At 64.4% G+C, this 13,254-nt stretch carries 10 protein-coding genes; all 10 read right to left on the minus strand.

Translation table 11 applies throughout. The features are described from left to right. Positions 1-30: 30 nt before the first annotated feature. The 10 genes from AC1DWU_RS00670 to AC1DWU_RS00715 all read right to left on the minus strand — a co-directional run bounded on the left by AC1DWU_RS00670 (position 31) and on the right by AC1DWU_RS00715 (position 13,158). The gene (locus AC1DWU_RS00670; protein WP_477148024.1) at positions 31-1,323 is read right to left on the minus strand and encodes a branched-chain amino acid ABC transporter permease; all 1,293 of its coding nucleotides are present in this window, start codon (positions 1,321-1,323) and stop codon (positions 31-33) included. Next, positions 1,320-2,321: a branched-chain amino acid ABC transporter permease gene (locus AC1DWU_RS00675; RefSeq protein WP_477148025.1), complete on the minus strand. Its 1,002-nt coding sequence runs from the start codon at positions 2,319-2,321 to the stop codon at positions 1,320-1,322. Before AC1DWU_RS00675 ends, AC1DWU_RS00670 begins: the two co-directional genes overlap by 4 nt. A 7-nt stretch (positions 2,322-2,328) precedes the next feature. Next, a complete protein-coding gene (locus tag AC1DWU_RS00680) occupies positions 2,329-3,033 on the minus strand; it encodes an ABC transporter ATP-binding protein (RefSeq protein WP_477148026.1) in 705 nt (234 codons plus the stop codon). Further along, entirely contained in the window at positions 3,033-3,815 is a 783-nt protein-coding gene (locus AC1DWU_RS00685; RefSeq protein WP_477148027.1) for an ABC transporter ATP-binding protein, read from the minus strand. Before AC1DWU_RS00685 ends, AC1DWU_RS00680 begins: the two co-directional genes overlap by 1 nt. 146 nt (positions 3,816-3,961) lie before the next feature. Next, complete coding sequence (locus tag AC1DWU_RS00690; protein WP_477148028.1) at positions 3,962-4,324, minus strand: methylglyoxal synthase; 363 nt, start codon at positions 4,322-4,324, stop codon at positions 3,962-3,964. Positions 4,325-4,365: 41 nt separating this feature from the next. Further along, positions 4,366-4,713, minus strand: coding sequence for a DUF1801 domain-containing protein (locus AC1DWU_RS00695; protein WP_477148029.1), 348 nt, complete (start codon positions 4,711-4,713; stop codon positions 4,366-4,368). A 1-nt stretch (position 4,714) separates the two neighbouring features. Continuing rightward, positions 4,715-5,014, minus strand: a complete 300-nt coding sequence (locus tag AC1DWU_RS00700) for an antibiotic biosynthesis monooxygenase family protein (RefSeq protein WP_477148030.1) — start codon at positions 5,012-5,014, stop codon at positions 4,715-4,717. An 84-nt stretch (positions 5,015-5,098) separates the two neighbouring features. Beyond that, the gene (locus AC1DWU_RS00705) at positions 5,099-7,522 is read right to left on the minus strand and encodes a methyl-accepting chemotaxis protein (RefSeq protein WP_477148031.1); all 2,424 of its coding nucleotides are present in this window, start codon (positions 7,520-7,522) and stop codon (positions 5,099-5,101) included. 162 nt (positions 7,523-7,684) lie between these two features. Next, positions 7,685-10,591 carry a methyl-accepting chemotaxis protein gene (locus tag AC1DWU_RS00710; protein ID WP_477148032.1) on the minus strand — a complete coding sequence of 969 codons (2,907 nt, stop codon included), beginning with the start codon at positions 10,589-10,591 and terminating at the stop codon, positions 7,685-7,687. 44 nt (positions 10,592-10,635) lie between these two features. Then, positions 10,636-13,158: a methyl-accepting chemotaxis protein gene (locus AC1DWU_RS00715; RefSeq protein WP_477148033.1), complete on the minus strand. Its 2,523-nt coding sequence runs from the start codon at positions 13,156-13,158 to the stop codon at positions 10,636-10,638. Positions 13,159-13,254 lie beyond the last annotated feature (96 nt).

Consider the following 13,254-nt stretch of genomic DNA (forward strand, 5'->3'; position numbering starts at 1 on the left):
ACAACATGCAATAGCGCGTCCAGATTTGGACTAGACTTCGCGCTTTACCACTTCGGGGATCAGGCCACGCGGCGCGTAGCGCAGGGCGATGGTGATCACAACGCCAAGCACGAACACGCGCATCTGGCTGGCCCGCGACTGGATCTCGGGGATGGCGCCCCAGCCCATATCGGTCGACCAGTTCGAGATGCCGTTGAACAGCCACTGCGACACCGGATCGGAGATCATCCAAGTGATATAGATGAGCAGCGCCCCGAACACCGCACCCCAGTTGTTGCCCGCGCCGCCCACGATCACCATCACCCAGATCAGGAACGTGTGATTGATCGGCTGGTAAGAGCCTGGATCGTAGATCTGTTGGAAGCTCACCAGCATCGCGCCACCGATGCCCATCAGCACCGAGCCGAGCACGAAGATCTCGAGCTGCCGGCGGGTGACGTTCTTGCCCATCGAGGCCGCGGCGATGTGGTTGTCGCGGATCGCTCGCATCATCCGGCCCCACGGCCCGCCATAGGCGCGCTGGATGAGGAAGAACGCCACGGCGAGTATGGCGATGACCAGCGCCAGGAAGCCCAGGCGCGCATAGATGAACGAGTCCGAGATCGACACGCCCTGCGCCTGCAGGTTCTGCGGGATCGGCGTCGGCCAGGGAATCGGCGATACGGTCAGCGTGCCGCGGGTCAGCCAATCCATGTTCTTGAGCAGCGCCCGGATGATCTCCGAGATGCCGATGGTGGCGATCGCGAGATAGTCGGTCCTGAGCCCGAGGCAGATCTTGCCGACGACATAGGCGACGCCAGCAGCAAGAATGCCGCCGAACAGCCAGCCGAGCACCGGATGGAGCCCAAGTCCACCCACCCAGCCGCCATGCGCCTTGTCTTCGATATAGGCGGCCGCGGGGTCGATCTGGCTGCGATAGACGCAATAGGCGACAATCCACGCGAGGACGATCAGCGCAGTCTTCCAGCGCCCGCGGATGCCGAAGCGGTCGGCATGCCGCGCGCCCCAGACCAAGAGGAACCCGGCGAGGAACGCCATCAACGCCTTGCCCAGCATCAGCGGCCCGTCGGAGCCCCAGAACTGCGCGTTGATGGGATAGGAGATGAAGGTGACGGCCGCGCCACCCAGCATCAGCATGCCCATGATGCCGAAGTTGAACAGCCCGCCATAGCCCCACTGGATGTTGAGCCCCAGCGCGATCAGCGCATAGGCGAAGCTCTGCACCAGGAGCAGCGAGATGTTGGCAGCGCCGAGGAACCAGCCGATCAGCGTGAAGAGCACGAACAGGCCGGCAAACATCATGAGAGAGCGACGGGCGATCATGTCGAGGCTCCCTTGAAGATACCGGTCGGGCGCCAGAGCAGCACCACCACGAGGATGACGAACGCCACGGTGAGTTTGTACTCAGTCGGCACGATCGCCAGCGTCGCGGGAATCTCGAAGGGAATGATCCCGGAAATCGGCCGCAGCAGCACCGACCAGTTGAAGATCGCCATCGTCTCGGCGAAACCGATGAGGAAGCCGCCGGCGATGGCACCGTAGGATTGCCCGAGCCCACCGACGATCGCCGCTGCGAAGATCGGCAGCACGATGTTGAACGCCAGGTCCGGCTTCAGGTTCACGTCGAGCGCCAGCATGGTACCGGCCATCGCCGCGAGCGAGCCGGCGATGATCCAGGTCACCCGCACCACCAGCTTGGTGTTGATGCCCGAGACCTGCGCTAGGTCGGCATTGTCGGCCATGGCGCGCATCGCCTTGCCCAGCCGCGAGCGGGTCAGGAACAGGTGCAGTGCAATCACCGCAGCCGCCGTGCAGAGGATCATCAGCAACTGCGGCTGGGTGAAGTTGATCGTCCGGGTCACGCCTTCGAGCGGCACCGGGATGCGGATCAACTGCTTCTGCTCGGTCTCGAAGAACGAATAGGTGCCCGAGCCGAAAAACAGCCGGATCACACCTTGGATGATCAGCGTCACGCCGATCGAGGCGATCAGCATGGTCACCGGCCGCGCGCCGCGCTTGCGCAGCGGCGCGTAAAAGCCCTTGTCGAGTCCCAGCGCGATGATCGCGGCAAGGATCATCGCGATTGGCAGCACCAGAAACCCGGTGGGGACGATCGGCGTGGTGATGCCGAGCGCCGTCGCCGCCATGGCGAGGAGGAAGGCGATGAACGCCCCCATGGTCATCATGTCGCCATGGGCGAAATGCGCGAAGCGGAGGATGCCGAAGATCAGCGTCACGCCGATGGCGCCGACAGCATAGATCGAACCCAGCACGACGCCAGCGACGATGACGTTGTTGAAGAAGAAGATCAGTTCGTTCATTTGCCCCTCAGCCCCCCAAGAAGCTCTTGGCGACTTCGGGATCGGCGATCAGTTCGGCGCCCGTGCCGGTGAAACGGTTCTTGCCGGTCGCGAGCACAAACCCGCGTGACGCGAAGGCCAACGCCTGCCGTGCGTTCTGCTCGACCATCAGGATAGCGACGCCCGCCTTGTTGACCTTGACGATCTGCTCGAAGATCTCGAGCACGTAGCGCGGCGAGAGGCCCGCCGACGGCTCGTCGAGCAGCAAGAGTTTCGGTTGGCTCATCAGCGCACGGCCCATCGCCACCATCTGGCGCTGCCCGCCCGACAGCTCACCGGCCGGCTGCCGACGCTTCTCGCGCAGCACCGGGAACATGTCGTAGACCCATTCCATCGTCGGCTTGAAATCGTCAGCCCGGGTGAACGCCCCCATTTCGAGGTTCTCCTCGACGGTCATCGAGGTGAATACGTTCTTTTCCTGCGGCACGAAGCTCAGCCCCTTCGGCACCAGCCGATCCGGCAGCGAGTTCTGGATCTCCTCGCCGTGGAACAGGATAGCGCCTTCGGTGACCTTCAACAGCCCGAAGATCGCCTTCAGCGTTGTCGATTTGCCGGCCCCGTTCGGTCCGACAATCACCCCGATATCGGACTGCTCGATTGCGATGTTGACGCCGTTAAGGATCGGCGCGCCGCCGTACCCGCCGACGACGTCCTTGATGTCGAGAAGTGCCATTACGCGGCCCCCACCGGAGAGCCGAAATAGGCCTCGATAATCTCTGGGTTGGCGCGGATCTCGCTCATCGGACCCTCGGCGATCTTCTCGCCCTGCGCCATGACGATCACCGGGTCGCAAAGCCGCCCGATCAGATCCATATCGTGCTCGATGACGAAGAAGGTGTAGCCGAGCTCCTGGTTCATCCGTTCGATATTGGCGGCGAGATCCTGCAGCAGTGTGCGGTTGACGCCGGCCGCGACTTCGTCGAGCAGCACCACCTTGGCGTCGACCATCATTGTGCGACCGAGTTCCAGCAGCTTCTTCTGCCCGCCCGAAAGGTTCCCCGCGAGCTCGTACTTCACGTGCCCGAGCTTGAGGAAGTCGATGACATCGAGCGCCTTCTGCCGGACATGATGTTCGCTGGCTTTCACCGCGCCCGGCATCAGCCAGGTGCTGACGAGGTTCTCACCGGCCTGCCTCGAGGGCACCATCATCAGATTCTCGAGCGCCGTCATGTTGGAGAATTCATGCGCGATCTGGAAGGTGCGCAGCATGCCGCGATGAAACAGCTGATGCGGTTTCAACCCGGTAACATCCTGGCCATCAAAGATGATCCTGCCGCTGTCGGGCACGATATTGCCGGCCACGAGATTGAACAGCGTCGATTTGCCGGCGCCGTTCGGGCCGATCAGCCCGGTAATCGAGCCACGCTCGACCCGTAGCGAACAATCGTTGACTGCGCGCAAGCCGCCAAAGCGCTTGCTGACGTTCTGCACGTCGATGACTGCGTCGAAGGACACCCCGCCCCCGTCCTGATGAATAGTTCTTATTCGCGGCTTATGCCGGTTTTGCGGTCATCTGCGCATATGCACAAACACCGGTCAACCAACACCGCGCTTCGATTGGGGGCGGCTTCTATAGCTTTGCACGGGCTTTGACCAGATGGTCAAAGCGCGGCGAGTACCGCGTCGGCGGTCTTGTGGTTCGGCGCGAACAGAATGTTGTACAGAGTCGCCAGCCGGGTCAGCGACTTGATGTCGACGTCATGCGGCATGGCCGTCAGCGGATCCTGGAAGAAGATCAGCGCATCGAGCCGCCCCTCGGCGATCATCGCACCCAGTTGCGCGTCGCCGCCGAGCGGCCCGCTCAACAGCCGCGTAACCGGCAGGCCAGTGCCATCAGTGACGCGGCCACCGGTCGTGCCGGTGCCCCAGAGTTCGTGCAGCGCGAGCTTGTCCCGATTGAGCTTGGCCCAGGCGACCAGTTCGTCCTTCTTGTCGTCGTGCGCCACGAGGCCGATGCGCGCCATGCGGGATATCTCCTAGAGGGTCTCCCGGTTTTCTGCACGGCTCACGCCTTGAGCGCAATGGCCTCGGCCAAGAGGATGGCGATCTCGTCTTCGGGGATCTTGGCACCCGGCTCGAACCGGATGTAGCGCACCTGCTTGCCGTCGCCCTCAAGCAGCGAGGAGCTCAGCAATCTTCCATGCTCGAACACCAGCGAGACGTGATCTTCCATCGGGAAGATCGCGCACACGAACCCCGCCTTCGGGTGCCGATAGTTCACCGAACCCCAGCCGAGCCGCGCCTTGGCATCGAGGTCCGGGCGCACCGACAGCAGCGTCAAGGCGAGGTTCTGCGCCAGGTCGGCGATCGGCTGCGGGAAGGACCGGACGATTTGTAGAAGATCGGCGACCATTTCAGTCGACCGAGAGTCGGATATTGCCATGGCTCATCTCGAGGCCCATGGGATCGATCATGGTCATGGCCTCGCTCTGGGCCATCTCTTCCATCATTTTGCCGCTCGCCGCCAGTGCCGCTTCGTGCGTCTGCCAGAACACGATGTCGACGAAGCTGCCGTCGTCGCGCTCGGCGAGGTGGCGGGACACGAACCCCGGCTGCCGCTTCAGCCAGTCGCTGACTGCCGCGTTGGCATCGACGAATTGCTGGCCGGTGCCGCGGGCGAGCCGAAAGGTGACGAGTTCGAGTGTCTGGGGCATGAAGAAAACCCTCTCCATAGTGACGACGGAGAGGGTTTCGCATGAGTCACCTGACACCGAGTGTCAGGGTTATTTTCAGGCCGGTCAGAATTCCGCCCAGTCCTTGTCGATCGCGGTGTTGCCGTGGCTCAAGTACGAACTCGCGGCCTTCTTGACCCGCTCCTGCAGGCCCTTGATGCCACGGGAGGGCGGAGCAACCTGGACCACCTTGGTGTGCGACGCACCGGAAATGGTGAAGATGTCGACGATCCGGTCGAGTTCGTTCACCTGCCCATCGGTCTGCTCGATCGCCGCGTTGGTCTCCTCGACCAGCGCTGCGTTGTGCTGCGTCATCTCGTCGAGTTGGCGCACTGCGGTGTTCACCTCTTCGATCGCCGAGGCCTGCTCGCGGCTGTCGCGGGCGATGCCGTCCATCAGCGCGTTACTCGAACGCGCCGCTTCCAGCATCGCGGCGAGACGAGCTGCTGCGTCCGCAACCAGCTTCGAGCCGGCTTTCACTTCGCTGCCCGACTGCTCGATCAGCGCCTTCACTTCGCTCGACGCGCTGGCGGCCGACTGCGCAAGGCGACGTACTTCCACGGCAACCACCGCGAAGCCTTTGCCGGCATCGCCGGCCCGTGCCGCTTCCACCGAGGCGTTGAGCGCCAGGAGGTTCGTCTGGAAGGCGATGTCGTCGATCAACCCGATGATGTTGGAGATCTTCGCCGACGACTGGGTGATCCGCTCCATGGCCGAGTTCGCATCGCCCATGACCTGGCCGCCCTCTTCGGCGGTGCGGGTGACGGTGCTCGCCACTTCGCTCGCCTCGCGGGCCCGTTCCGCGTTCTGCAGCACGGTGGTCGAGAGCTGTTCCATCGCCGCCGAGGTTTCCTCGATCGTCGCCGCCTGCTTGGTGGTGCGTTCGGAGAGGTCGTTGGCACCGGAAAGAATCTCGCCGGTCGCCGTCTTCAGCGAACGCGAGGTCTCCTTGAGCTGACCAACAATGCTGCTCAGCTTGTCGCCCACCGCATTGGTGTCGTCACGCAGCCGAGCGAAGGCGCCTTCGTACTGGCCCTCCATGCGCTTGGTGAGATTGGTGTCGGCCAGCGCCGCCAGAACCTCGCCCGTCTCGCCGAGGCCGCGATCGACTGTCGCGACCAGGTTGTTGATGCTCCCGGCAATGGCGTTGAGTTCGGCATCCGGGAACTCCGTCTCGACACGCTGCGAGAAGTCGCCGGCAACTGCCGCGTCCACCACCTGCCCGAACGCCTTCTGCAGTTCGGCCATCATCGCGGTGCGCGCCTGCTGGTCGCGGATGATCCGCGCCGCATCCGCTTCGGTCATCTCGGCGACCTTGAGGCCGTTCTCGCGGAACACCTCGACTGCCTTGGCCATGTCGCCGATCTCGTCCCGGCGAGCGCCGTACGGCACTTCGACCTGGTAGTCGCCGTCGGCGATCTTGCGCATCACGCCGGTCATCTTGTTCACCGGCCGGGCGATCGACGTGCCGAGCCAGGCGAAGGCCACGAGGCCAAGCACGAGGATTATTGCGCCGCCGATCAGCAGGCTGAGCAGTTGCGCCTCGGAATCGGCGAGCAGCGTCGACTGCGGCACGGCGACAATCACGGTCCATGACTGATCGGTACCGGGAAGGTTGACCTTCTGCGCCGTCATCTTCCAGGTCTGGCCAGCAGCCTCACCCGTCGAGCTGAACGTCTCGGCGCTCTGCATCGCGGTGGTCGCTTCAAGCGCCCACGGCTCGGTAACTTCGGTGCCAACGATTTTGGGATCCGGGTTCACCACCCATACGTTCTTCTGGTTGATCACGCCCATGAAACCGGTGCCCATCGGCACGGTCCCACCGATCAGCGTCGCCAGCGCGTTGCCGTTGAACGATACGCCGGTCATGCCAACGGCTTTGCCGGCAGCGTCGTGAATGATGTCGCTGAAGGTGGTGTAGAGCACGCCGTCGTAATTATCGGGCCCCGCGATCTCGGCCTTGCCCGCCTTCAGCGGATTGGTGAACCACGTGTCGTAGCCACCGCCGGCCTGTTCCAGCGACTGGAACGCCGGCTTGCCGTCGGCGCCACGCGCCGCATAGACGCCGACATGCTGGTCCTTGTAGGCGAAAGCCGAACCCGCGAACGCCGGCGCACTCGCCAGCTGCGATTCCGGCGCGAACATCATGTAGACGCCGAGCGCATTCTCGAGCGTCTCGAGCTGCTTGGTCACCACCGCACCGTAGATATCGGGCGAGGTCGCTGGGTTGGCGAGCAATGCGCTGGCGGTTTGTGCAGTGGAGTTCGCCGCTGTGGCGTACTCACTGAGGAACGCATTGATCTTCTGTGCTTCCGTCACTGCCAGGCCACCGACGACTTCGTCGGCCTGCGCCAGGTCCTGCGCACGATTGCTGGAGACGACGTAGTAGAGCGATGAGCCGATTGCCACGGTGAAGATTGCGGCAGCGGCGAGAATGATTGAGCCCCGAAGCTTGAGCGTCGGCAGCTTGAAAATGGTTTTGGCCGGCATGGAGAGTCGTTGTCCTTCTGGAGTGTCGACAGCTGGAAATGCGTTCTGCGTCTCTCGACGATCACAGCATGGCAGCGTTAACATCCGGTCAAACGGACCGACCCGGCGGCTAGACTTTGGTCGGAAAAACGGCGGCCGGACGGGTGGCCCGGCCGACCCTGATCAGGCAGCTCGGCGGCCTGGTGCGGCGTCGTCGACGGTGAAGATCTCGGCGATACCGTCGACCTCGCCGGCCTGCGCCTCGGTCTGCTCGATCGCCGCGTTGATCTCCTCGACCAGCGCCGCGTTGTGCTGCGTCATCTCGTCGAGCTGCCGCACCGCTGCGTTGACCTCGTCGATCGATCCAGCCTGCTGCCGGCTGTCCTCAGCAATCGCCGCCATTAGCGTATTGGAGCGCCGCGCGGCCGCCAGCATGGTTTCGAGCTTGTCCGCCGCCTCCGCAACGAGCTTGGTCCCGCCCTTGACCTCGGCGCCGCTCTGCTCGATGAGCACTTTCACCTCGGACGAAGCCTGCGCCGCCGACTGCGCCAGCCGGCGCACTTCGACCGCCACCACGGCAAAGCCCTTGCCGGCCTCACCGGCACGCGCCGCTTCGACCGAAGCGTTCAGTGCCAGCAGGTTGGTCTGGAAGGCGATGTCGTCGATCATGCCGATGATGTTGGAGATCTTGGCCGACGACTGGGTGATCCGCTCCATCGCTACGTTGGCCTGCTGCATCACCGAGCCTCCGGCTTCGGCCGTGCGGCTCACCTCTTCGGCGACATGCCGCGCATCCTCGGCCTTTTCGGCATTGGCCCGCACAGTGTCGGCGAGCAGCGTCATCGCCGCGCTGGTTTCCTCGATCGTTGCCGCCTGCCGCGTCGTCCGTTCGGAAAGGTCGTTGGCACCCGAGAGGATTTCGCCGGTCGCCGTCTTCAGCGACCGCGAGGTGTGCTTCAGCGTCATCACGATGGCGCTCAGCTTCTCGGCCACCTCATTGGCATCGTCGCGCAACTGCCCGAGCGCACCCTCGTAGCCGCCCTCGATGCGGTGCGTCAGGTCGGTATCGGCCAATGCGGCCAGCGCCGCACCCGTGTCGCCAATGATCCGCTCCACCGTCCCCACCAGCGTGTTGACGCTGCCCGCCAGGCGATTGAGCTCGTCATCGGCGAACTGCGTTTCCACCCGCCGCGAGAAATCGCCCGCGGTCGCTGCGTCGACCACTTCGCCGAAACTCTGCTGCAGCGACTGCATCATTTCGGTCCGCTCGGCCCGACGCTGCGCCAGCGCCAGCCGCTCGTCCTCGGTCATCTCCTGAACCTTCAGCGCATTGGCGCGGAACACTTCGACGTTGCGCGCCATCTCGCCGATTTCGTTCCTGAGGCCGATGTATGGAATCTGGCTTTCGAGGTCACCTTCGGCCAACAACTGCATGCGTTTCGACAGCCGCGGCACCGGCCGCATCATCCGCGACACCGCGAACACCGACAGCGCCCCCATCACCAGTACCGCCACCGCGCCCACCAGCCCGAGCAGCTTCAGGCCATCCGTCGCCACCGCGTCGATCTCTGCCTTCGGAATGCCGACATAGACCAGCCCGATCACCTCGTTGTTGAGGTTCAGGATCGGCCGATAGATTGCATAATAGGGCGTCCCCAGCACGTTCGCTTCGCCCTGATAGGTGCCGCCTGCCACCACCACCGGATAGGCCGCGCCCTCGCGCGCCAGCGGCGTCTCGAGGATGCGCTCGCCCTTGTCGTCGAGGATGGTGGTCGACTTGCGGATGAAGTCCTGACTCTCGGGATCGAACACGAACAGCGTCGCGGTGTCGCCCGTCACCCGCCCGATCGTGTCGATCAGATCGTGGTTACGGAACTTCGGCATCGCCTTTGCCTCGATCTTTTCGAGCTGACCGTCCTCGCTCCAGAAGATGTCGGAGTTCGGCAGGTTCACCTCAAGGATCGCCGCCGCGATCCGCAAGTCCGCTGCTAGCCGCTGGTCGGCCGTATCCCGCGTGTTGGCCGCGAGCATCGTCCACACCGCGAACAGCACTGCCGCGATGGCAGCTGTCACCGCGAGAAACACTGTTGCCGAAATTGCCGTGGTGAGCTTCAGCCCGCCTTTGGCGTGCGCAGAGGTCGTGGCCATTCTAGCCCCCATGTCGCCGGGGCTTTCGTGCCCGGCTGCTCCGCTCTTCCCCGCCGCAAACGATAGGGAAGGTTCCTTAATCGCAGGTTGACCGATCCGACCCAGCCCCAGATAGGCAGCGGCGCCGAAGAGCAGTGCGAGTACCGCGCTCGCCGCACCAATCCAGGTCAGGCTCGAGCTGGACACCGAGATCCGCTGATCGAGCGCTTGCTGCATCGCCGCCTGTGACACGCGGCCTAGCGCCAGTGCTGCATCCTGGAATGTGTCATGTGCGGTATCGAGACCGGTCCAATCGAACGCCAGGCGCGCCTTGGTATCGGGGATCACCGCGATGCCGGCCGCTACTCGGTCTGCCAGCGCCGTTGCCGCTGCCGCATAGGCCTTGCCCTCGGGCGTCGCACCGGCGTTCGCAGTGGCGGCGCGGAACTCGGCCAGCACTTCTTCGAGCCGCTTGATCTCTGCCGGCAACACCGCAACGGCATAGCGCGTCGCATTCATCAGCGCCGGCGACAGTGGCGCAGCATTGGCCGCCTGCGGCACCTGCGTCAGTTGCGTCGCCGCCCCATCGGGTTCCGCCAGCAGTCCGGAACTCTCGTGGATGCGCGCCACCAGCATCGCTGCGGCGTTGCGTGCCGCCGCCGGATGCGCCCCGGACGCCAGTTCTGCTTTCAGCTCGTCATAGGCTTGAGACAGCGCGCTCGTGCCAAACGTCGCGTCGCCGGTGCGGGCCGCCTCGGCCAGTGCCGGGTTCCCCGCCGGGGCGGCGCCATCGCGCGCGAGACTCACCAGCTCCGGCAAGACCAGGCCAGCATAGTGCATCCCCGCGGCTTCCCGTTGCGCCGCAGCGGCCTCGCGGCTGACCTGCGCCCCGAGATAGGCGCCGCCGGCAAGGGGCAACGCCCCGATTACGGTGGCGGCGATGATCCGGTGCAACTTGCGCATGGTCGTCCTTTCTGGACTTGTCGCGGGGCCTTCTGGCGTGTTGGTCAGAACTCGGACCAGTCCTTGTCGACGGCAGCGTTGCCGTGGCTGAGATAGGATTTGGCCGCCGAGCGCACCTTGTCCTGCAGGGCACGGATGCCCTTGGCAGGCTCAGTGGCGCGGACCGGCGCGCTGGCATCGCCGGTGCGGAACACCTCGACGATCCGGTCGAGTTCAGTCGCTTGCGCCTCGGTCTGCTCGATCGCGGCATTGGTTTCTTCGACCAGCGCCGCGTTGTGCTGGGTCATCTCGTCCATGGTGCGAACAGCGGCGTTGACCTCTTCGATCGCGGAGGCCTGCTCCTGGCTGGCCCGCGCGATCGAGTCCATCAGCTCGTTCGACGACCGCGCTGCGACAAGCATAGCTTCAAGCTTGGCGGCGGCTTCCGCGACCAGCTTCGAGCCGCCCTTCACCTCGCTGCCCGATTGCTCGATCAGCGCCTTGACCTCATTCGACGCACCGGCTGCCGACTGCGCCAGCCGCCGCACTTCCACCGCCACCACAGCAAAGCCCTTGCCGGCATCGCCGGCACGAGCCGCTTCCACCGATGCGTTGAGCGCCAGCAGGTTGGTCTGGAAGGCGATGTCGTCGATCATGCCGATGATGTTCGAGATCTTGCCCGACGAGTTGGTGATCCGTTCCATCGCCTCGGTCGCCTGACGCATCACTTGCCCACCGTCTTCCGCGGTGCGGGTCACAGTCGCCGCGACATTTGAGGCATCCTTGGCGCGCTCGGCATTGGCCAGCACGGTGCCCGAAAGCTGCTCCATCGCCGCCGACGTTTCTTCGATCGTCGCCGCCTGCTTGGTGGTGCGCTCGGAAAGATCATTGGCACCGGACAGAATCTCACCCGTCGCCGTCTTCAGCGAGCGCGAAGTCTGCTTGAGCCCGGTGACAATCTCGCCGAGCTTTTCAGCCACTGCATTGGTATCGGTCTTAAGCCGCAGGAACGCCCCCTGGTAGTCGCCCTGCACCCGGTGGGTCAGGTCGGTCTTCGCCAGTGCGGCAAGCACCTCGCCAGTCTCGCTGACGCCGCGATCGACCGTCGACACCAACTCATTGACGCCATGTGCCAGCGCGTTGAGCTCGGCATCGGGGAACTCGGCCTCCACCCGCTTAGAGAAATCGCCGGCGATCGCCGCGTCCACCACTTCGCCGAACGCCTTCTGCAGCGTCTGCATCATCGAAGTGCGCTCCACCCGGCGCTGCACCGATGCCGTCCGCTCGCCCTCGGTCATCTCGGTGACCTTCAGCGCATTCTCCTTGAACACCTGCACGGCCTTGGCCATGTCGCCGATCTCGTCGCTGCGTTCAGCGCCCTTCACCTCGACCTCGAGGTTACCCTGGGCCAGCGCGCCCATCGTATCGGTCAGCCGGCTGATCGGCTTCGAAATGCTGCGCGAGAACAGGAACCCCAGCAGCGCCGCCGCTGCGAGCAGCCCGGCACCCACCAGCAGCATCGTGTTGCGCATCTCGACCACCGGCGTGAACACTTCGTCCTCGCCCATCGTGGTCACCATGGCCCAACTGGTGCCGTTGAACGTCACCGGCGTGGCCGTTGCCAGCATCCGCATGCCGCGGTAGTTGGTGGTAACGCCGTTGCCATCGGCGCCGGCGAGCGCCGCGTCCACCACCGGGCCGTCATAGCTCGCGGTGAGCGTGTCGTCGCCCTCCGAAAATACCGAGTCCGAGCGCAACAGCTTGTCGGCGCCGACGAGGAAGCTCTCGCCGGTCTGCCCGAGGTTGGCATTGTCCTGCATCATGGCATTGATCGACGCGATCGGCATCTCGATCGCCATCACCCCGACCAGTTTGTTGCGCGGATCGAACACGGGCGTCGCGAGAAAGCTCGCAGGCATGCCGGCCACTGCGTAAAGGCTCAGATCCTCGAAGGCGACCTTGCCCGGCTCGGTGAATGCCGCCGCGGCGCGGAATGCCCGGCCGAGACCGCTATCGGCGAGATCACCACCTTCACCGAAGTTTCGGGCGAAATCGTCGTTCTTCATCACCGAGTAGACGAGGTTCCCCTTGGGATCGAGGAGGAACAGGTCCGAATAGCCGCGCGCTTCGAGCTGGCGGCGGAAATTCGGGTGCACCTTGGAGTGGAGGAAATCATAGTTCCACTTCTTGGCGCCCGGCGCCTGCACCGGCGTATCGAGCGCCTGCCGAGCCCCGGCGGCGTTCGGGTTGTTGTCGATATAGTTGCCGCGCAACGTGGCGATTGGATCAACCGCCGGCTTCGAGGTCGCGAACTGACCCCAGCCGATGGCAAAGTCGCGCAGTGTCGTCTGCACGCTCTCCGCCGCCGCCTGGTTCACCAGGTCGGACTGGATGGTCTCGAGGTAGGTCTCGAACGATTTCGCCCGGTCATCGGCCACCATCTGCATCTGCCGGATGCTCATCCGGTCGACCGTGCTCGAGCCGATGAGATAGCTGGCGATACCGACCCCCGCGCTGACCAGCAGCGCCGACCCGACCAGCGCCAGCGGCAACTTTTGCGCGATCTTGAACTTCGGAAGCCAACCCATGCCATCCTCCCCCAGAGTGGCGGCCTGCTGAGGGGTGGAAACGTTGAAGGCAGGCCGGAATCGTCCGCCCGCCACTACGTCGACCTCATCCCCCAA

It is taken from the genome of Devosia sp. P2_G7, from assembly GCF_056403495.1.